The 19681-nt window shown below is 70.0% G+C and carries 16 protein-coding genes; 6 read left to right on the forward strand and 10 right to left on the reverse strand.

Annotated features, from left to right (window positions below; genetic code table 11):
* Window positions 1–92 precede the first annotated feature (92 nt).
* Together ACFVAV_RS09555 and secG are read left to right on the forward strand one after the other, a co-directional pair.
* Window positions 93–1679 (forward strand): MFS transporter, encoded by a 1587-nt coding sequence (locus tag ACFVAV_RS09555; protein WP_379033578.1) that lies wholly within the window; start codon window positions 93–95, stop codon window positions 1677–1679.
* A gap of 34 nt (window positions 1680–1713) precedes the next feature.
* Window positions 1714–1947 carry a preprotein translocase subunit SecG gene (secG, locus tag ACFVAV_RS09560; protein ID WP_218718250.1) on the forward strand — a complete coding sequence of 78 codons (234 nt, stop codon included), beginning with the start codon at window positions 1714–1716 and terminating at the stop codon, window positions 1945–1947.
* 78 nt (window positions 1948–2025) lie between these two features.
* Here secG and ACFVAV_RS09565 read toward each other — a convergent pair whose 3' ends face one another.
* Window positions 2026–4263, reverse strand: a complete 2238-nt coding sequence (locus tag ACFVAV_RS09565; protein WP_379032597.1) for a dehydrogenase E1 component subunit alpha/beta — start codon at window positions 4261–4263, stop codon at window positions 2026–2028.
* A 420-nt stretch (window positions 4264–4683) separates the two neighbouring features.
* Here ACFVAV_RS09565 and ACFVAV_RS09570 point away from each other — a divergent pair, with 420 nt between their 5' ends.
* Window positions 4684–5661, forward strand: a complete 978-nt coding sequence (locus tag ACFVAV_RS09570) for an alpha/beta hydrolase fold domain-containing protein (protein ID WP_379032600.1) — start codon at window positions 4684–4686, stop codon at window positions 5659–5661.
* A gap of 152 nt (window positions 5662–5813) precedes the next feature.
* Here the strand turns inward: ACFVAV_RS09570 and ACFVAV_RS09575 are convergent, their stop codons facing one another.
* From ACFVAV_RS09575 to tkt, 6 genes are all read right to left on the reverse strand, one after another.
* Window positions 5814–6572 carry a PaaI family thioesterase gene (locus tag ACFVAV_RS09575; RefSeq protein WP_379032603.1) on the reverse strand — a complete coding sequence of 253 codons (759 nt, stop codon included), beginning with the start codon at window positions 6570–6572 and terminating at the stop codon, window positions 5814–5816.
* A gap of 133 nt (window positions 6573–6705) precedes the next feature.
* The gene (gene pgl / locus ACFVAV_RS09580) at window positions 6706–7491 is read right to left on the reverse strand and encodes a 6-phosphogluconolactonase (RefSeq protein ID WP_379032606.1); all 786 of its coding nucleotides are present in this window, start codon (window positions 7489–7491) and stop codon (window positions 6706–6708) included.
* A complete protein-coding gene (gene opcA, locus ACFVAV_RS09585) occupies window positions 7484–8392 on the reverse strand; it encodes a glucose-6-phosphate dehydrogenase assembly protein OpcA (protein WP_379032609.1) in 909 nt (302 codons plus the stop codon). The genes pgl and opcA overlap by 8 nt, the downstream gene beginning before the upstream one ends.
* Window positions 8389–9963 carry a glucose-6-phosphate dehydrogenase gene (gene zwf, locus ACFVAV_RS09590; protein WP_379032612.1) on the reverse strand — a complete coding sequence of 525 codons (1575 nt, stop codon included), beginning with the start codon at window positions 9961–9963 and terminating at the stop codon, window positions 8389–8391. Before zwf ends, opcA begins: the two co-directional genes overlap by 4 nt.
* Before the next feature lie 4 nt (window positions 9964–9967).
* Window positions 9968–11104 (reverse strand): transaldolase, encoded by a 1137-nt coding sequence (tal, locus tag ACFVAV_RS09595; protein WP_379032615.1) that lies wholly within the window; start codon window positions 11102–11104, stop codon window positions 9968–9970.
* 5 nt (window positions 11105–11109) lie between these two features.
* Window positions 11110–13251 (reverse strand): transketolase, encoded by a 2142-nt coding sequence (gene tkt / locus ACFVAV_RS09600; protein WP_379032617.1) that lies wholly within the window; start codon window positions 13249–13251, stop codon window positions 11110–11112.
* A 440-nt stretch (window positions 13252–13691) separates the two neighbouring features.
* On the opposite strand from tkt, the gene ACFVAV_RS09605 reads away from it, so the two are divergent.
* Complete coding sequence (locus ACFVAV_RS09605) at window positions 13692–14681, forward strand: heme o synthase (protein ID WP_379032620.1); 990 nt, start codon at window positions 13692–13694, stop codon at window positions 14679–14681.
* A 99-nt stretch (window positions 14682–14780) separates the two neighbouring features.
* Here ACFVAV_RS09605 and ACFVAV_RS09610 read toward each other — a convergent pair whose 3' ends face one another.
* A complete protein-coding gene (locus tag ACFVAV_RS09610) occupies window positions 14781–16307 on the reverse strand; it encodes an FAD-dependent monooxygenase (protein WP_379032623.1) in 1527 nt (508 codons plus the stop codon).
* A gap of 96 nt (window positions 16308–16403) precedes the next feature.
* Here ACFVAV_RS09610 and ACFVAV_RS09615 point away from each other — a divergent pair, with 96 nt between their 5' ends.
* Complete coding sequence (locus ACFVAV_RS09615) at window positions 16404–17006, forward strand: TetR/AcrR family transcriptional regulator (RefSeq protein WP_379032626.1); 603 nt, start codon at window positions 16404–16406, stop codon at window positions 17004–17006.
* A gap of 206 nt (window positions 17007–17212) precedes the next feature.
* Here the strand turns inward: ACFVAV_RS09615 and ACFVAV_RS09620 are convergent, their stop codons facing one another.
* Window positions 17213–18178 carry a quinone oxidoreductase family protein gene (locus tag ACFVAV_RS09620; protein WP_379032628.1) on the reverse strand — a complete coding sequence of 322 codons (966 nt, stop codon included), beginning with the start codon at window positions 18176–18178 and terminating at the stop codon, window positions 17213–17215.
* Window positions 18179–18254: 76 nt separating this feature from the next.
* Between ACFVAV_RS09620 and ACFVAV_RS09625 the strand changes: the two genes are divergently transcribed.
* A complete protein-coding gene (locus tag ACFVAV_RS09625) occupies window positions 18255–18623 on the forward strand; it encodes a hypothetical protein (RefSeq protein ID WP_379032631.1) in 369 nt (122 codons plus the stop codon).
* Window positions 18624–18683: 60 nt separating this feature from the next.
* Here ACFVAV_RS09625 and ACFVAV_RS09630 read toward each other — a convergent pair whose 3' ends face one another.
* Entirely contained in the window at window positions 18684–19658 is a 975-nt protein-coding gene (locus ACFVAV_RS09630; protein WP_379032634.1) for a heme A synthase, read from the reverse strand.
* Between the last annotated feature and the right edge of the window lie 23 nt (window positions 19659–19681).

The following is a 19681-nucleotide window of genomic DNA, read 5'->3' on the forward strand; positions in this document are numbered from 1 at the left end:
GGCGAATCCGTCGCGCGACCGCACCGGGGTGGCCCGCCGTTGCGCGCACCGTCGCGGAAGGTCGCCGGGGATATGCTCGGCGGGTGAGCAGTGTGGCGGCGGAACCGGTATCGACGTGGGCGCCGTTGCGGTCGCCGGTGTTCCGGGCGCTGTGGATCGCGCAGCTGGTGTCGAATCTGGGCACGTGGATGCAGACGGTCGGCGCGCAGTGGATCCTGGTCGACCAGCCGAACGCGGCGGCGCTGGTGTCGTTCGTGCAGACCGCGCTCGCGTTGCCGGTGATGTTGCTGTCCATCCCGTCCGGAGTGCTCGCCGACCTGGTCGACCGGCGCAGGCTGCTGATCGGCGCGCAGACGGGGATGGCGCTGGCCTCGCTCACCCTCACCGTGTTCACCGCCACCGGGCACACCACACCCGCCGTGCTGCTCACCCTGCTGTTCTTGCTCGGCTGCGGGCAGGCGCTCACCGCACCCGCGTGGCAGGCGATCCAGCCGGAACTGGTGCCGCGCGACCAGATCACCTCCGCGGCGGCGCTGGGCAGTATGAGCATCAATATCGGCCGCGCGGTCGGGCCCGCGGTGGCCGGTGTGATCGTGTCGATCGCCGGGCCGACGGTGGTGTTCGGGTTCAATACGCTGTCGTTCGTCGGCATCGTCGCGGTGCTGCTGGTGTCGCGGTGGCCGACCCGGGTGCGCACCCTGCCCAGCGAGCGTCCGCTCGCGGCGCTGCAGGCGGGCACGCGGTTCATCCGGGCCGCGCCCGCGATCCGGCGGGTGCTGTTCCGCGCGATCCTGTTCATCGCGCCCGCCAGTGCGGTGTGGTCGCTGCTGCCGGTCATCGCGCACGACCGGCTCGGGCTGGCCTCCGACGGCTACGGTCTGCTGCTCGGCGCGCTCGGCCTCGGCGCGGTGTGCGGTGCGCTCGGCATGTCCCGGCTGCGGGTGCTCCTCACGCCGACCCAGCGGTTGGCGCTGGCCGCGGTGCTGTTCGGGCTCGGCGCGGTGGCGACGGCGCTGGTGCCGAGCGTCCCTATCGTGCTGGTGCTGCTGGTCGGGTCAGGCCTGGCGTGGCTGCTCGCCATGGCGACGCTGAACTCGACGATGCAGTTGCTGCTGCCCGCCTGGGTGCGGGCACGTGGCCTGTCGGTGTACATGCTGGTGTTCATGGGCGGGCAGGCCATCGGCTCGCTGCTGTGGGGTCTGGTCGCCGGCGCGTACGGCGCGGAGGCGGCGCTGCTGGTCGCGGCGGTGCTGCTGGCCTGCTGTGCGGCGAGCACGCTGTGGTGGCCGATCCGGCACAACGTCGAGGACATCGACCTGTCACCGGCCGCGTTCTGGCCCGAACCGCAGCTCGTCGTCGAACCCGACCCCGAGGACGGCCCGGTCCTGGTGATGCGCGGCTACGACGTGCCGCCCGAGGATGTCGCCGGGTTCACCGCGGCGATGGCCATGGTCGGCCGGTCCAGGCAGCGCACCGGCGCGATGGAGTGGCGGCTCTATCGCGACGTCGGCACCGTCGACCGATTCGTCGAAGCCTTCGTCGTGCGCTCCTGGGCCGAGCACATGCATCAGCATCAGGTCCGGCTGACCGCCCGCGACCAGGAGATCGAACAGACCGTCGCGCACTGGTCGGCGGATGCTGAGACGGTCTCCCACCTGGTCGCCGTCGAGCCTGGTTAGACCAGCCGGGCGTCGACCCCATAGGATGGGCGCCATGTCGCTGTTCCTCGATATCCTCCTTGTGATCACCAGCGTCCTGTTGGTGCTGCTGGTGCTGCTGCACCGCGCCAAGGGTGGCGGCTTGTCCAGCCTGTTCGGTGGCGGCGTCCAGTCGAGCCTGTCCGGGTCCACCGTCGTCGAGAAGAACCTCGACCGCATCACCATCTTCGTCGGCCTCGTGTGGCTGATCGCGATCCTCGGCATCGGCCTGGAGATCAAGTTCGCCTGAGTTCGCGCGAACTCCTTTTGCTCGACCCCGCCGACCCGCTTGCGCGACCGGTGGGGTTTTTGCCTGCGCACCGCCGGGCTAGCGCACCCGCTGGACCACCCGCTGTGCCGCCGCTTCGATGGCGGACTCGCTCAGCAGGACGGTGTCTGCCGCGGGGCCGAGGGGGATGAAGCTGTCCTCGCTCGTGACGCGGGCGAGTGTGCCGTGGAAGCCCGCGTCGACGAGCGCCGCGTAGACCGACTCGGACACTCCGCCGCTGCGCCGGGTTTCGTCGGCGACGAGCACGCGGCCGGTCGCCTCGGCGTGGTGGAGCAGGTCGGCGACCGGGAGTGGGTTCAGCCAGCGTAGGTCGAGCACCCTGGCGTGGATGCCCTGGGCCGCCAGGCGGTCCGCGGTGCGCAGGCACATCGGGACCCCGTTGCCGAAGGTGACGAGGGTGAGGTCGGCGCCGTCGCCGTAGAGCCGGGCGCTGCCGATCGGGACATGCTCGGAAGCCGGTGCGGCGAGCCAGGATTCGTCGCCGGGATGCAGATCCCTGGTGTGGTACAGCGCGATCGGTTCCACGAACAGGCAGACGCGGCCGTCGACCCGGGCGGCGGAGACGCAGGTGCGCAGCATCGCCGCGGCGTCGTCGGCGCGGGCGGGCACCGCCAGGACGACGCCGGGGATATCGCGTAGGGCCGCCAGGGAATCGTCGTTGTGGAAGTGGCCGCCGAAGCCCTTCTGATACGCGAGCCCGGCGATCCGCACCACCATGGGATTGCGGTACTGGCCGTTGGAGAAGAACGACAGCGTCGCCGCTTCACCACGGATCTGGTCGGCGGCATTGTGGACGTAGGCCAGGTACTGGATCTCCGGGATCGGCACGAACCCGGCCAGCCCGGTCCCGAGCGCCGTCCCGAGGATGGTCTGCTCGTCGAGCAGGGTATCGAAGACCCGCCGCGCCCCGAATCGCTTCCGCAGGCCCTTCGTGACGCCGTAGACGCCGCCCTTGCGGCCCACGTCCTCGCCGAAGACCAGCACGTCGTCGCGTGTGAGCAGTTCGCCCAGCGTGTGGTTGATCGACTGGGCGAGTGTCATCGGCGGCAGTGCGGGGACGGCCGAATCGCGGTGCGACCCGGTGTCCTCCGGTGCGCCGCCGGGGCCGAGCTCGAGGACATCGGCTGCGCGGTTGCCGACGCTCCGGGCGACGTCGCTGCGGACCGCGTCGGGACTGGACGGGGCGAGGGGAGCCGTCACCGCCGCCGCGGAGTCGAGCCGGGCCTCGCGGAGCACCTCGTCGGCCGTGTCGCGGACCCGAGCACCGATGCGCTCGTAGCGGTCGAGGAGGTCGACGGCATCGCAGATCCCCGCACCGAGCAAGTAGCGGGCGGTGCCGAGCAACGGATCACGAGCCAGGTCGGCGGCGAGTTCGGCCGGGCCACGGTAGGCGGCCTCGACATCCGATCCCGCGTGCCCGCCGAGGCGCACCGTGCGCAGGTGCAAGAAGACCGGCACCCGCCACGTCCGCGCGAGGGTCACCGCGTCTTCGGCGGCACCGAGGACATCCGGGAGATCGCAGCCATCGGCAGCGAGGTAGGTGAGCCCTGGGCGTGGACCGTAGGAACGTTCGATCCAATCCGGCGGCGTCGGCACACTGATACCGATCCCGTTGTCCTCGCAGACGAACACGAGCGGCATCGGCACACCCTGATACGCGGCGTGCACCGCCGCGTTGATCGCCCCTGCCGCGGTGGAATGATTGGCCGAAGCGTCACCGAAACTGCACACCACCACCGCATCGGCGGGCCACGGACACGCAATGCCTTGCCGTGCGGCCCGGTCCAGCGCGAACGCCAGCCCGACCGCGCGCGGCAGCTGCGACGCGATCGTCGAGGTCTGCGGGATGATCGAGGCTTGCTTGCTCCCGTACACCTTGTGCCTGCCACCGGAAATCGGATCTGCGGCGGCCGCGACAACCCCGAGCAGCACGTCCCGGATCGGGTCGGCCCCCGGAATCTGCCTGCACCGCTGGACGAAGAACGCGCCCGATCGATAGTGCAGCAGCGCCGGATCGTCGACCCGCAGTGCGGCCGCCACCGCCGCATTGCCTTCGTGTCCCGATGACCCGATGCTGTAGTACCCCTGCCGGGCGGCACCGAGCCGCCGCGCCGCCAGATCGAGATGCCTACTGGTGACTTGGGATTCGAACAGCTCCAGCCCCCGCGCGGCATCGATCGCGCCGACGGCATCGCACCGGTCAGCCGCGGTGAGACCGGCCAGCGCGGTCCGAAATGCCGCATCCAGGTCGAGCGAGCTCCTCGCCACTTCGCCCATCGCACCCACTCCTCGCCCGCAGTCGAGTCGACGTCCGATCCCGTCGGCATGCCAGGAATCCGATGCTAGGCGCTCGCACGCTCCCGACCGCCGCATTGGACCGACATCGACCGGCTGATGTCGACACACCGTCCAGCACATCGGCATGGACCTGCCCGTAGCGGGAAGCGGTGCGAGCAGCCGGCCGGGTCGAATGACCACAACCTCCAGCCCTGACGTCGGCCAGGTGATGGCACGCCGCCGGATCCAGTACGACGGTGCTGTGCGGTGACATTGGTCGAACTCGACCCGGGCGTGTGCGGCGATCGTGCCGGACCGCATGTTTCCGAAAGCGCACCGCCGGTCACTCCTGGCACCGTAGTGCTACCCGCTGACTCAGCGGCCGGTGAACAGCACGACGAGACGCCCGGAGGACCCATCATGCGAGGCAGAATCCCCCTGCGAATGCGGATACTGGCCGCACTCAAGCCCGAACCGGACTGGGACACGATCACCCCGGCCGAGGTCGTCGAACTGCGCGCCGCCCAGGCGCGCACCCTGGGATCCACGCTCGGCGCCTTCGTCCTCGGCAAGCCCGACCCCGGTGCGCGGATCACGACGCATTCCCTCGAGCTCGCGGGTCGCACCCTCGACGTGCGGATCTACCAGCCGACGAGCGGCGGCACCGGGCTGCCGTTGATCGTCGCCTTCCACGGTGGCGGTCTCATCGGCGGTGTTCCGGCCCAGGACGATTGGCTGCTCAGCCATCTGGCCGCGCGCACCCCGGCGGTGGTCGCCTCCGTGGATTACCGCCTGGCACCGGAGCATCCGGTGCCCGAACCCGTCCGGGATGCCTACGACGCCGTGCCTCGCCTAGTCGAGCAGGCCACGCGATGGGGCGCCGATCCGGAGCGCCTCGCCCTGCTCGGCGCCAGCGCGGGCGCCACGCTCGCGGCCCTCACCGCGATCAGGGCCGTCGACCGCGGGCTGCCGGTGCGCAGCCAGGTCCTGATCAATCCGCAGCTCGACTGGACCGACGCCGTGTTCCGGTATCCGTCGTTCACCGAGAACGCCGACGCCCCGACCGCATCGCCCGCCAATTGCCGTGCGGTACAACGGATCGCGCTACCTTCGTCGTTCGATGCCAGGACGATCTCGCCGCTGTACGCCGACGATCTCACCGGCGTCGCCCCCGCCCTCATCCTGTCGGCCGGTCTCGACACCATCGAGGACCAGTCGCCCGCCTACGCCGACCGGCTGCGCCGAGCAGGCGTCGAGGTGACACTGACCCGCTATGCCGCAGCGACCCACGCCTTCCTGAGCATGCCCCGCCTCGTCCCCGCGGCGCGCCCTGCCCGCGAGGAAATCCTCGCCCACCTGCGTAATCGCCTGCTGGAGCGCGCGAGTACATCTCACTGACCACGGGCGTGGGCGACGTCGAGTTCGCCCGTGGCGATTAACTTCGTCGCAGAGGCGGCAAGTCGCCGGCGAGCTATCGCCCGGAAGCCGAGGCCGAGCTATCGCCCGGAAGCCGAGGCCGAGCTATCGCCCGGGAGCCGGGGGCGGCGCTATCACTCGGAAGCCGGGAGCGGGGTCTCCTCGCGCGGCGCCACCCACAGGGCCTCGGCGAGGGCACACAGCTCGCCGCCGCGCGTGGAAAGGGCCACGCCCACCGTGTGTTTGCGGCCTTCGCTGCGGATCGCCCAGGCATGCGAGATGTACTCCGCGCCCGCCAGGACCGGCTGGAACCGGGTGGCGGTGAGGGCCGCGGTGACCGCGCCGTGGGCCATGCCCTGGAACACCCAGGCGGCGATACCGCCGGGGCAGTCGAGGGCAGCCCAGACGATCTCCAGCGGCAGTTCCCCGTTGTCGTCCGCGAGGCCCTGATCCGGAGTCCAGGCCGCGGCGATGACCGGACGCTCCGGTACCGGCCAGGGGAACATGCGCAGGCCGTGGCCGGGAGCGCACTGAACACCGCAGCCGAAGCAGTCGGTGACCGGGCGTTTCGGGCTCGCGAGCGCGGCTTCGGCAGCGCGCTTGGCCGCCGACCAGGAGGGACCGGGCGGCGCGGTGTGGCCGAGCGTGGCGGGGGAGGCCTGCGCCAGCAGCGTGCCGTCCCCGTCGGTCAGTGTCGCGTGCCCGGGTTCGGCGGCGGCCAGGGCGATCGGGGTGTCGATCGGGACAGCGCGGCGGAAATCGACGCGCACGGTGCCGGCGCCGGATCGGCGGGCCAGCATTCCGGCCACATATCCGCCGAACGCCACCTGCGGATAGCCGTGCACATGGCCGGGAATCGTCACCGTCTCGGTCTGGATCATGCTGGTGGTCACCCTTTCGGCCGGTAGAACACCCCCGACGATATCGACGGGTCGTGGGGGGCGGCCGTGAGGGGCGGGTGACCGCGTGCCGCGGTGGCATGCGAAAGGGCCGGACCCGGCTGGGCCCGGCCCTTTCGTCAAGCGGTTACTTCTCGTCGAGCAGCAGGTCGGCGGCGGCCGCCTCGTCGATCACCCAGGTGGTCGACTCGATACCGACGGCGCCTGCCGACGGGACATCGTCGGGGGAGGCCCCGTTGACGGCGGCGGCGACCGCCGCGGCCTTGCCGGTGCCGCTGACGACGAGCATCACGTGGCGGGAACGGTGGATCGCCGGGAGGGTCAGGCTGACCCGGGTCGGCGGCGGCTTCGGGCAATCATGAACGGCGACAACGTAATCCGTCTGTTCCCGGATCGCGGGGGAGTGCGGGAACAGGGAGTCGATGTGGCCTTCGGGACCCATGCCGAGGACCGTCAGGTCGATCTCGCCGCGTTCGTCGAGCTCGGTGTGGATCGCCTGGGCGTAGGCGGCGGCCGCTTCCTCCGGGGAGCCGTACGGGCCGTCCGAGGCGGCGATCGGGAAGACGTGGGCCGGGTCGAGCGGGACGAAGTCGAGCAGTGCCTGCCTGGCCTGGAGCTCATTGCGATCCGCGTCGCCCGCGGGGACGAAACGCTCGTCGCCCCAGTAGACGTAGAGCTGGGACCAGTCGATGGCGCCCGGGTTCTGCCGGACTCGCTCGAGCAGGCGGATGCCGTCGCTGCCACCGGTCAGCGACACCGAGGCGGTGCCGCGTTCGGCCTGGGCCGCGACGATCACGTCGACGAATCGTTCGGCGGCGGCATCGGCGAGACCGTCGGCGTCGTCGTGGACCTCGATGGTGTCGGCGGGGAATTCGGCACCGAGCTCGTCGTGCACGTCGATGTGGTCACTCATAGGTCACCTTCTCGATTCCGGCGAGCGCCTCGGCGTAGATCTCGTCGGCATCGAGCCGGCGCAGTTCCTCGGCGAGGCAGTCGCGAGTTTCCCGGCGCGCCAGCGCGATGCGCTGATCGGGTTCACCGGTGCGGGTCAGCGTTGCTGTTCTTCCTAGTTGCGGGCGGCTGATGGCGATCGAACCCGTGCCGCGGTGCAGCTCCACCCGCAGCTCGCCCGTCCTGCGGACGACGGGACAACTCAGGCGCGAGGCCAGCCAGCCCGCCAGCGTGTCCAGGGCTGGCTCGCTGGCCAGCCCGGACACGGTCACCGAGGTGACCGGCTCGAACGGCGGCTCGTCCAGCGCCGCGGCCAGCAGTGCGCGCCAGTAGGTGATGCGGCTCCACGCCAGATCGGTATCGCCCACCGCGTAGGAGTAGCGGCGCTTCTTGATGGTGGCCTGTGGATCGCGCGCGAAGGTGGCGTCGGTGATCCGGCGCTTGGCCAGCTTGCCCACCGAGTCCAGCGACGGGAACTCCGGCGCGCCACGCGGCCACCACGCCACCACGGGGGTGTCGGGCAGCAGGAACGGCGTGACGACGCTGCTCTCGTGGTTCACCAGCGGACCCTGTAGGCGCAGCACGATCACCTCGGCCGCGCCGGCGTCGCCGCCGACCCGGATCTGGGCGTCGAGCCGGGTGTCGGCGTCGCGGTCACCGCGGGCCAGCACGATCACTCGACACGGGTGTTCACGGCTGGCGTCGTTGGCGGCGTCGATCGCGTCCTCGGCCTCGGAGGAATCCAGGGTGCACACCACCAGGGTGAGCACCCGGCCCTGGGTGATGACGCCGTTGGTCTCGCGCAGCTGCACCATCCGCTTGGCCACATCGGCCGTGGTGGTGTCGGGCATGTCGACGATCACGGGCGCCGCCATTCCCGCCCGCTGCGCGCGAGCATCTCATCGGCCGAGGTGGGACCCCAGGTGCCCGCCTCGTAGGGTTCGGGCTTGCCATCGGCCGCCCAGTGCTCGAGCACGGGATCGAGGATGCGCCAGGACAATTCGACCTCGGCGTTGACCGGGAACAGCGAGGGCACGCCGAGCAGCACGTCCAGGATCAGCCGCTCGTAGGCCTCGGGGGAGGACTCGGTGAACGCCTCGCCGTAACTGAAGTCCATGTTCACATCGCGCACTTCCATGCCCGAGCCGGGCACCTTGGAACCGAAGCGCAGGGTGATGCCCTCGTCCGGCTGCACCCGGATGACCAGCGCGTTCTGGCCGAGTTCCTCGGTCATGGTCTGGTCGAACGGCAGGTGCGGCGCGCGTTTGAAGATCACCGCGATCTCGGTCACCCTGCGGCCCAGGCGTTTTCCGGTGCGCAGGTAGAACGGGACACCGGCCCAGCGGCGGTTCTCCACGTGCAGGGTGATCGCGGCGTAGGTCTCGGTCCGCGACTGCGGGTCGAAACCGTCTTCCTCGTGCAGGCCGACCACGGGCTCGCTGCCCTGCCAGCCCTCGGTGTACTGGCCGCGCGCGGTCGTCTCGTCCAGCGGCGCGACGAGTTTGGTCGCCGAGAGCGCCTTGATCTTCTCGGTGGTCAGCTGCTCCGGCTCGAAGGAGGTGGGTTCCTCCATCGCGGTCAGCGCCAGCAGTTGCAGCAGATGGTTCTGGATGACGTCACGCGCGGCGCCGATCCCGTCGTAATACCCGGCGCGCCCGCCCAGGCCGATGTCCTCGGCCATGGTGATCTGCACGCTGTCGACGTAGTTGGCGTTCCACAGCGGCTCGAACAACTCGTTGGCGAAGCGCAGCGCCAGGATGTTCTGCACCGTCTCCTTGCCGAGGTAGTGATCGATGCGGAAGACCTGCTCCTCCGGGAAGACCCGGTTGACCAGCGCGTTGAGTTCCTTGGCGCTGGCCAGGTCGTGCCCGAAGGGCTTCTCGATCACCACGCGCCGCCACGGCAGGTAGCCGTCGGCGTCGGTGCCGACCGGCTGCGCCAGCTTGTGCTCGGAGAGCTGGTCGAGCACCACGGGGAACATGTTCGGCGGAATCGACAGGTAGAAGGCGTAATTGCCGCCGGTGCCGCGGGTGGCGTCCAGGTTGCGCAGGGTGTCGGCGAGCGTCGCGAAGGCCGCGTCGTCGTCGAAACTGCCCTGGACGAACCGCAGCCCCTCGGCCAGATGGTCCCAGACCTCCTGGCGGAAGGGTGTGCGTGCGTGTTGCTTCACCGCGTCCAGGACGACGGCGGCGAAGTCTTCGTCGGCGTAGTTACGCCGGGCGAACCCGACCAGGGCGAAACCAGGGGGCAACAGCCCCTGGTTCGCCAGGTCGTAGATGGCCGGCATCAGCTTCTTGCGGGACAGATCTCCGGTGACACCGAAGATCACCATGCAGCACGGGCCCGCGATGAAGGGAACCCGTTTGTCTCGTTCGTCGCGCAGCGGGTTATGCCACAGCCCCGCCGCCGGATCCGTCGATGCTGCGCCGGCCATCGGGTCAGTTGCCCCCCGCCGACGCGGTGCGCAGTTCGCCGGTGGTGGCTTCGAGCAGTTCGATCCACGCCGACTCGAACTTGTCGACGCCCTCGCGCTCGAGCAGCGCGAACACATCGTCGAGGTCGATGCCGACCGCGGCCAGGTCGGCGAAGACCTGCGCGGCCTCGGTGGCCCGGCCGCTGAGCGTGTCGCCGAGCACCTCGCCGTGATCGGCGAAGGCCTGCAACGTCTTCTCCGGCAGGGTGTTCACCGTGTTCGGGCCCACCAGCTCGGTGACGTACAGGGTGTCGGAGTAGTCCGGGTTCTTCACCCCGGTCGACGCCCACAGCGGCCGCTGGCGGTTGCCGCCCTGCGCGGCCAGGTGGTTGTAGGTGGAGGTGTGCGCCCCACCGTCGAACACGTCCTGGTACTCGGCGTAGGCCAGCCGGGCGTTGGCCACACCGGCCTTGCCACGCAGCGCGAGCGCCGCCGGCGTGCCGATCGCGTCCAGCCGCTTGTCGATCTCGGTGTCCACGCGGGAGACGAAGAACGAAGCGACGGAATGGATCTTGGCCAGGTCGTGGCCGCCGATCTGGGCGTTGCGCAGACCGTCGAGGTAGGCGCCCATCACCGCGCGGTAGCGCGGCACCGAGAAGATCAGCGTCACGTTGACACTGATGCCCTCGCCGATCACCGCGGTGATGGCGGGCAGGCCCGCCTCGGTGGCCGGGATCTTGATGAACAGGTTCTTGCGGTCGACGATCTTCCACAGCTCGATCGCCTGGGCGACCGTCTTGTCGGCGTCGAAGGCGAAGCGCGGGTCGACCTCGATCGACACGCGGCCGTCGACGCCACCGGTGGCCTCGAACACCGGGGCGAGCACGTCGCAGGCGGCGCGCACGTCGTCGGTGGTCATGGTGCGGATCGCGGCGTCGGCGTCGGCGCCCTGGGCGGCAAGCTCTTTCAGCTGACCGTCGTAGTCGTGACCCTTGCTCAGCGCGGCCTGGAAGATGCTCGGGTTCGTGGTGACGCCGACGACGCTGCGGGTCGCGACCAGGTCGGCGAGATTGCCGGACTTGATCCGATCACGGGACAGATCGTCGAGCCACACCGAGACCCCCGCGGCCGAGAGCGCGGCGAGATTCTCGTTCTGTGCCATTGGTTTTACCCCTTCACCTTGTCGGTCGAACGCAGCGCGGCGGCGACGACGGCATCGGCGGTGATACCGAATTCGCGGAACAGCGTCTTGAAGTCGGCCGACGCACCGAAGTGGTCGATACCGACGACCTCGCCCGCGTCACCGACGAACCGGTGCCACGGCATCGCGATACCGGCCTCGACAGCCACCCGGGCGCGCACCGAAGGCGGCAGCACCTCGTCGCGGTAGCCCTGCTCCTGCGCGTCGAACCATTCCACACACGGCATCGAGACCACGCGGGTCGGGATGCCCTGCTCCTCCAGGGTAGTGCGCGCGGCGACCGCGAGCTGGAGCTCGGAACCGGTGCCGATGAGGATGACCTGCGGTGCACCGGTCGAGGCCTCGGCCAGGATGTATCCACCCTTCTTGACACCCTCGTAGCTGGTGCCTTCCAGGGTCGGGATGTCCTGGCGGGTCAGCGCCAGCGCGGACGGGCCGTCCTGGTGCGGGGCGTCGAAGGTGTGGAAGTGCGAGGTGTGCTCGTCGGAGTCGCGCTCGAGGATGGTGCGCCAGGCGTGCACGGTCTCGTTGGCGTCGCCGGGGCGCACGACATTGAGGCCGGGGATCGCGCGCAGCGCGGCCAGGTGCTCGACCGGCTGGTGGGTCGGGCCGTCTTCGCCGAGACCGATGGAGTCGTGGGTCCAGACGTAGATGGCGGGCACCCGCATCAGCGCGGCCAGGCGAACGGCCGGGCGCATGTAGTCGGAGAACACCAGGAAGGTGCCGCCGTAGGGGCGGGTCGGGCCGTGCAGCGCGATGCCGTTGAGGATCGAGCCCATCGCGTGCTCACGGATACCGAAGTGCAGGGTGCGGCCGTAGGGCTGCGCCTTCCACATGCCGGTCGAGATCGACTCGGGGCCGAAGCTCGGCTGGTTGGGCATGGTGGTGTTGTTGGACTCGGCCAGGTCGGCCGAGCCGCCCCACAGCTCGGGCAGCTCGTCGGCGACGGCCGCCAGGAACTTGCCGGAGGCCTTGCGGGTGGCCATGCCCTTCGGGTCGGTGTCGAAGGTCGGCAGCGCCTCGACCCAGCCCTTGGGCAGCGAGCGGGTCTGCAGGCGGTCGAACAGGGTCTTGTTCGACGGGTTCGTCTCGGCCCACTTGTCGAAGTCCAGCTGCCACTTCGCCTTCGCCTCGGCACCCCGGGCCAGGGCCTGGCGGGTGTGCTCGACGACGGCCGGGTCGACGTCGAAGGACTTCTCGGGATCGAAGCCGAGCGCCTTCTTGACCGCGGCGACCTCCTCGGCGCCCAGCGCCGCACCGTGCGCGCCGCCGGTGTTCATCTTGTTCGGCGCGGGGAAGCCGATGATGGTGCGCAGGATGATGATCGACGGCTTGTCGGTCTCGGCCTTGGCGGCCTCGATGGCCGCCTCGATCGCCACGACGTCCTCGCCGCCCTCGACGATCTGCACGTGCCAGCCGTAGGCCTCGTAGCGCTTGGCGACGTCCTCGGTGAAGGCGATGTCGGTGTCGTCCTCGATGGAGATCTCGTTGTCGTCGTAGATCACCACGAGGTTGCCCAGCTGCTGGGTGCCCGCGATCGAGGAGGCCTCGGCGGTGACGCCCTCCTGCAGGTCGCCGTCGGAGGCGATGGTGTAGATGAAGTGGTCGAACGGGCTGGTGCCCGGCGCCGCTTCCGGATCGAAAAGGCCGCGCTCACGACGGGCGGCCATCGCCATGCCGACCGCGGAGGCCAGGCCCTGGCCCAGCGGGCCGGTGGTGATCTCGACGCCGTCGGTGTGCCGGAACTCGGGGTGGCCCGGGGTCAGCGAGCCCCACTGGCGCAGGTGCTCGAGGTCGGTCAGCTCCAGGCCGAAGCCGGCCAGGTAGAGCTGGATGTAGAGGGTGAGGCTGGAGTGCCCACAGGACAGCACGAACCGGTCGCGACCGACCCAGCGCGGTTCCGCGGGATCGTGGCGCATCGTGCGCTGGAAGAGGGTGTAGGCGACCGGCGCGAGGCTCATCGCGGTGCCGGGGTGCCCGTTGCCAGCCTGCTGCACGGCATCGGCGGCGAGGACGCGGGCGGTATCGACGGCCTTGGTGTCGAGGTCCGTCCAGTCGCTGGGGTAGTTCCGCTGAGTGAGGGCGCGAATGTCGTCTGTGACTGACACGACCGTGGTTCTCCTGACCTGAGGTTTCGTCGACGGCGATACATGGCAGCTGCGATGTGTCTCGAACGGATCGCACGCGGCCGGGGGTGCGTACCGATGTACATCCACACCCTAGTGGTGGTGCTCGGTGGGAGCGGCGCGAACCCTGGTAGAGAGTGTAGTGCGGACCTGGGCGTCGTCTCCGGTGTGGGCGGCATCCATCGGCAGGCAGGGCGGTGGCGCGTCCGCAGTGCCGTTCACCTGCATGTCGATGCCGGTTCACCGTGGGGTGGGGCCACGCGACGGCCGTGTGAGCGGCAGTGACCGTGCCCACGGTGGCAGGGGCCTGGCGTGGAGCGGCACCGGCGTGGGTCTACCATCGTCTGTAGTAGTGGCCGCGCCGCAGCCGCGCGCTGCTCGTTCCAATGCCGGATGCGAAGCACAGCGTGCGAGGAGAAACAGTGCGGATCGATCCCCAGCCGGGTAGTAGCGGTGCGCACAATTCCTCGACGGCACTGGCCGATCGCCTCACCGGGGACGGTCTCGTCTCCAAGATACTGCGCAAGCCGCTCGCCTACATCGCGCTCACCAAGCCGCGTGTCATCGAGCTGTTGCTCGTCGCCACCATCCCGACCATGTTGCTGGCCGACCGCGGCACCGTCGACATCCGGCTGATCCTCGTCACCCTGTTCGGTGGCTGGATGGGCGCGGCCAGCGCCAACACTCTCAACTGTGTCGCCGACGCCGACATCGACAAGGTGATGAAGCGGACCGCGCGGCGCCCGCTGGCGCGCGACGCGGTGCCGACCAGGCACGCGCTCGTCTTCGGTGTGGCACTGGGCGCGATCTCGTTCGCGTGGCTGTGGTGGCAGGCCAATCTGCTCAGCGGCGTGCTGGTCGTCGCGACGATCCTGTTCTACGTCTTTGTCTACACCAAGGGCCTCAAGCGCCGGACCTCGCAGAACGTGGTGTGGGGCGGCGCCGCAGGCTGCATGCCCGCCCTCGTCGGCTGGTCCGCGGTCACCGGGACCATCGGCTGGCCCGCGATCGTGCTGTTCGCCGTCATCTTCTTCTGGACGCCGCCGCACACCTGGGCGCTGGCCATGCGCTACAAGGAGGACTACCGCGCGGCGGGCGTGCCCATGCTGCCGGTGGTCGCGACCGAGCAGGTCGTCACCAAGCAGATCGTCATCTATACCTGGCTGACCGTGCTGGCGACGCTCGCCCTGGTACCCGCGACCGGTGTCATCTACGCCGCCGTCGCGCTGGTCGCCGGTGCGTGGTTCCTGCTGATGGCGCATCAGCTCTACGCCGGGGTGCGTCGCGGTGAATCGGTGAAGCCGCTGCGGTTGTTCCTGCAGTCGAACAACTACCTGGCGGTGGTGTTCTGCGGTCTGGCCGTCGACTCGGTGCTCGGGTGGACCACGCTCGGTAGCTTCGTCGGGCTCTGATACTTCTCGAACGAACACACCGGTGGCCGGGCAGGGATGCCCGGCCACCGGTGTGTTCGGGCCGTCATCGTGTCGGTGCCTGGCGCCCGGTGGCGTGGTCTACCAACGGCGGGCGAGGTGGCCGTCCGGACGGATCAGGATATGGGTGCCGGGGGTGGCCGCGTAGGCGGTGAATGCGTGACCGTCGGTGTCGACGAGTGTGGATGTGAGCCGGTCGGCGGCTTCTGGGAGGGCCGGGGCGTCGGCGCGGCGGATCTCGACCGTGCGAACGGCAGGATCGTCGAGGGGTATGCGGTCCGCCGAGATGTCGGAATGCGGGAAATTCTCGTCCGTTGTGACGGCGTGGGGCGCAGCGTCGGATGGGTCGGTTGCCGGCGCGAAACGCAGCAGGGTTGCGTGCGGACCGCGGAAGAGGTCGAACAGGCGGATCGGCCGGCCGGTTTCGTCGTGCAGTGGGGCGTCCGGTGCGCGGTCGCCTGCGACGAGCGGACCGTGGTCGGTGGGGGATCGGTAGGTGATGTCGAGTTGGCGGGTTTCGGGGCCGCGGTGCATCGCGTCCTCGTCGCCGTCGACGAGTTTGTCGAGGAGTTCGGTGCTCAGGCCGAGGACGCGGGCCGCGACCGTGCGGCGTTCGGGTTCGTAGGTGTCGAGCGGGGCGGTGTCGCCGTCGAGGGCGGCTGCCAGTTTCCAGCCGAGGTTGTAGGCGTCCTGGACACCGGTATTGAGGCCCTGTCCGCCGGTCGGCGGGTGGACGTGGGCGGCATCGCCTGCGAGCAGCACCCGGCCGTCGCGGAAGCGTTCGGCGAGACGAATGTTGGGGCGCCACACCGTGACCCACGACAGCTCACTCAGAGTCAGGCCCAGCGCTGGGGCGTGGCGGTCGGCGAGGTCCTGCAGGGTGGCCAGGCCGGCGGTTCGGTCCGCGGCCAGTGGCGCGGCGAACTGGAAGCGGCGCCCGCCCGGCAGCGGTGACAGCGCGAAGCCGTTCATCGGCTGGTCGCCCGCGGCGGCGAACCAATAGCCGTACTCGTGGTCGAGGGCGTCGATCCGGACATCGCCGAGCAGCATCTTCATCGAGTCGTCGGTGCTGCCCTCGAACGCGATACCGAGACGCTTGCGCACTGTGCTCGCGCCGCCGTCGGCACCGACCAGATAGCCGGCGCGGACGGTCTCGCGGACGCCGTCGCGCAGCAGTGTCGCGGTGATGCCCGTGTCGTCCTGCGTGAAATCGACCAGCGCCGTACCGAATTCGACCTGTCCACCCAGCTCGGCCAACCGGCTCCGCAGGATCGCCTCGGTGTCGGACTGGCCCAGCACCCACCCGTTCGGGTACGGCACGTCCGGTGTCGGTGCGACCGGTTCCGCCATGCGGCGCTCGCCGACGAACTCACCCGCGAAGTACGCGTGCATCACCGGGAGGTCGCGTCCGGCGGACAGCACCGCGCCGAGGACGCCGAGATCGTCGAACACCTCCAGCGTGCGCGGCTGGATGCCGTCACCGCGTGACCCCTGGAAGGGCTTCTCGGCCCGGTCGACGAGCCGGACACCGATCCCGCGCCGCGCGAGATCGATCGCGAGGGTGAGACCGGTCGGGCCTGCACCGGCGACAAGTACCTGGTCGGACATGAGAACTACCTCCTGCGACAAGAAATGAATTCACATTCAGTGAATATGAATTCAGTTTCAGCGTTGGTACCGTGCTTGTCAAGGAGGTGGCCTCGGGTGGCAGGCAGCAGGCGCGAGAAATCCGCGGAGACAGAGCAGGCGCTCAAGGACGCCGCGCGACAGGTGTTCGCCGAGCACGGCTATCTGAACGCGAAGATCACCGACATCACCGCTGCCGCGGGCCGGGCCGCGGGCTCGTTCTACAACCACTTCGCGAGCAAAGAGGAACTGCTGCAAGCATTGCTGGCCGATATCGCCGCAGCGGGCGACGAACGCGCCGCCGATCCCGAACACAACGGGGACTTCACCGATCCGGCCGCGGTGCGCTACCACGTGCGCGGCTACTGGACCTTCGCCCGCGAGAACGCCGCGGTGCTCCGGGCGATGGGGCAGGCAGCCCAGGTCAGCCCCGAATTCGCCAGGATCATCGCGGGTTTCGGCACCGCGCAGCGCGCCGATATCGCCGACCACGTTTCCGATTTCCCCGAGCGCGGGCTGCGGCTGCCGGGCACGGTCGATGCCAGCCTGGCGCTGATGTTCGCCGCGGTCGACGGGACGCTGCGCATGGTCGAGGACGGGTCGGTGGCGCTGACCGACGAGGAGGCGATCGAGTCGATCACACGCTTCGTCTACCGGGGGCTCACCGGCCGCGACTACTGACTGTGGATCCCCACGCGGGCGCGCACGGCGCCGGTGACTGCCGGTGTGGTCGCAGACTGCGTGTTCACCCGTACGAGGCCATGCCGTGCGTCCACTTCGATCGGCGGCACCGGGCCGATATCGGTCGCGTCGTTGGGGTTGCACACCCCCGGCCGGTACCGCGCTGGGCGTCGGGTACCGGCCGGGGCTGGTCAGAGGCTGTGCGGCTACGGCAGCAGGACGATGGAACCGGTGGTCTTGCGTCCGGCGAGATCTCGGTGGGCCTGGGCCGCGTCCGCGAGCGGGTAGGTGGCCCCGATCCGGAAGGTCAGCGTGCCCGCAGCGATCCCGTCGAAGACATCGGTTGCGCGCCACAGGAATTCGGCGCGATCCCGGGTGTAGGCGCCCAGTGACGGGCGGGTCAGCCACAGCGAACCGGCCGGGTTGAGGCGCTGCGGGTCGAACGGGGGGACCGCGCCGCTGGCCGCGCCGAACAGGGCCAGGGTGCCGCGCACGCGCAGCGAGGCGAGGCCGGCCTCGAAGGTGCTCGCGCCGACACCGTCGTAGACCGCGGCGACGCCGGCGCCGCCGGTCAGCTCGCGGACCTGGGCGGCCAGGTCGTCGCCGTAGCGCAGGACCTCGGCGGCGCCGGCCGCGCGCGAGAGCTTTTCCTTGTCGTCGGTGGAGACGGTGGTGATCACCCGCGCGCCCTTGGCGGCCGCCATCTGGGTGAGCAGCAGCCCGACGCCGCCCGCGCCCGCGTGGATGAGGACCGGATCGCCGGGTTCGGGGCGGAACACCGATTCGACCAGGTAGTGCGCGGTCATGCCCTGGAGCAGGGCGGCCGCCGCGACGGTCGGGTCGACGCCGTCGGGCACCGTCACCGCCACGGCCGCGTCGACGGCGACCTTGTCCGCGTAGCTGCCCGGCGCCGCGGCCCAGGCCACCCGGTCACCGACCGCGAAATCGGTGACGTCCGCGCCGACCGCCGCCACGATGCCGGTGCCTTCGGAGCCCGGTATATAAGGAGTCGCCTGCGGATACTGTCCGGTCCGGAAGTAGATGTCGATGTAGTTGACGCCCACACCCTGGGTGTCGACCAGCAGCTGACTCGGCCCGATCTGCGGATCCGCCACCTCGACGTACTGCAGGACTTCGGGACCACCGTGCTCGGAAACCTGAATGGCGCGCATGAGTCTCTGTTGTACACCTCGTGTTCGACGCCACTCGGGGGTGGACTCGGAAGTACCGGCCGGTAAACTCACGGTCATGAGTGCTACCACCGCCGCCCCCGTCGCCGTGAAGGTGCCTGCCGAGGTCGAGAAGTCCGTCGTCAAGTTCGTCGCCGAGCACGGTGGTTCGGGTACGGCCGTGCTGCAGTACATGGGCGAGCAGGGCGTGCGTATCACGCTGGTCGGCGCCGACGGCATCCTCGGCGACCGCGTGGTGGCCGACATGGCGACCGCGAAGGCCCTCGTCGAGCGGGTCGACGGCCTCGCCGAGACCGACGAGTGGAACCGCGAGCTGGTCTCCGTCGTGACCCCGACCGCGTCGCACTGGAAGAAGATGGCGGGCTGGGTCGCCCACCAGACCCGCTTCCCGAAGGCGCGCAACGGGAAGCTCTTCGCCGGCGCCTGATTCCGGCACGACAACAGCCCGCGATCCTCGAGATCGCGGGCTGTTGTCGTTGTCAGGTGATCAGTGCGCCGCGGGCTGGGACACCGGGGCGGGCGCGTCGACCTGCTCGCGGACACGCAGCGAGGCCCACAGCGCGGCGGTGGCGGCCGTGCACGCCGCGGCACCGCCGACATGGATGGCGACCAGCGCGGCGGGGACATCGGTGAAGTACTGGACGACGCCGACCAGGGACTGGGACACCACCAGACCGAGCAGCACGGACAGACGGACGCGGATCGCCGGAGTGATGCCGACAGCGAACAGGCCGAACGCGAGGCCGACCAGCAGCGCCAGATAGCCGACGAGCAACTGTGAGTGCAGGTGCACCAGCGTGACGATCTCTACTTGCAGACGCGCGACCGGGCGCTCGATGCTCTTGTCACCGGCATGCGGTCCGGCGGCGGTGACCAGCGTGCCCGCGATCAGCACACCCGCCAGCGCGACACCGCTGAGCGCGGTGAGCCAGCGCAGGGGAGCGGGCACCTGAACGGTGTCGATGCCGTCGTCGGGCTGACCGATCTTGGCGTACAGCACGACCGCCAGCCACACCATCACCATCGAGGCCAGCAGGTGCACGGCCACCGTCCACCACAGCAGCCCGGTGCGCACGGTGATGCCGCCGATGATCGCCTGCACGACTGTGCCGCCGGGCATCAGCCACGCGTAGACGAGCACCTCACGGCGGCGCCGCGCCCTGACCACGGCGAGCACGATGAGGGCGGCGCACAGCGTCACCGCGAAGGTGAGCAGCCGATTGCCGAACTCGACGGTCTGATGGACGACCGGCACCTCCGACACCCCCACCGGGGTGAAGCTGCCGGGGAAGCACTGCGGCCAGGTCGGGCAGCCCAGGCCCGACGCGGTGACGCGCACGACGGCGCCGGTCACGGAAATGCCGGCCTGGCTGAGGATCACCGCGAACGCGATGAGCCGCTGCACCCGCAGCGAGGGGAGCGGCAGCCGGTCGACGAGTCCCAGGAAGGCGCGATACAGCACGTCACGATGGTACTGGCCGCGAA

The sequence above is a fragment of the Nocardia sp. NPDC057663 genome, assembly GCF_042799895.1.
In the GTDB taxonomy this organism is placed as follows: Bacteria; Actinomycetota; Actinomycetes; order Mycobacteriales; family Mycobacteriaceae; genus Nocardia.

What these genes read in the sequence shown, in the direction of transcription:
- secG (WP_218718250.1), top strand. Translation starts at nt 1,714, where the DNA reads ATGTCGCTGTTCCTCGATATCCTCCTTGTGATCACCAGCGTCCTGTTG.
- ACFVAV_RS09565 (WP_379032597.1), bottom strand. Translation starts at nt 4,263, where the DNA reads ATGGGCGAAGTGGCGAGGAGCTCGCTCGACCTGGATGCGGCATTTCGG.
- ACFVAV_RS09570 (WP_379032600.1), top strand. Translation starts at nt 4,684, where the DNA reads ATGCGAGGCAGAATCCCCCTGCGAATGCGGATACTGGCCGCACTCAAG.
- pgl (WP_379032606.1), bottom strand. Translation starts at nt 7,491, where the DNA reads ATGAGTGACCACATCGACGTGCACGACGAGCTCGGTGCCGAATTCCCC.
- zwf (WP_379032612.1), bottom strand. Translation starts at nt 9,963, where the DNA reads ATGGCCGGCGCAGCATCGACGGATCCGGCGGCGGGGCTGTGGCATAAC.
- tal (WP_379032615.1), bottom strand. Translation starts at nt 11,104, where the DNA reads ATGGCACAGAACGAGAATCTCGCCGCGCTCTCGGCCGCGGGGGTCTCG.
- ACFVAV_RS09610 (WP_379032623.1), bottom strand. Translation starts at nt 16,307, where the DNA reads ATGTCCGACCAGGTACTTGTCGCCGGTGCAGGCCCGACCGGTCTCACC.
- ACFVAV_RS09620 (WP_379032628.1), bottom strand. Translation starts at nt 18,178, where the DNA reads ATGCGCGCCATTCAGGTTTCCGAGCACGGTGGTCCCGAAGTCCTGCAG.
- ACFVAV_RS09625 (WP_379032631.1), top strand. Translation starts at nt 18,255, where the DNA reads ATGAGTGCTACCACCGCCGCCCCCGTCGCCGTGAAGGTGCCTGCCGAG.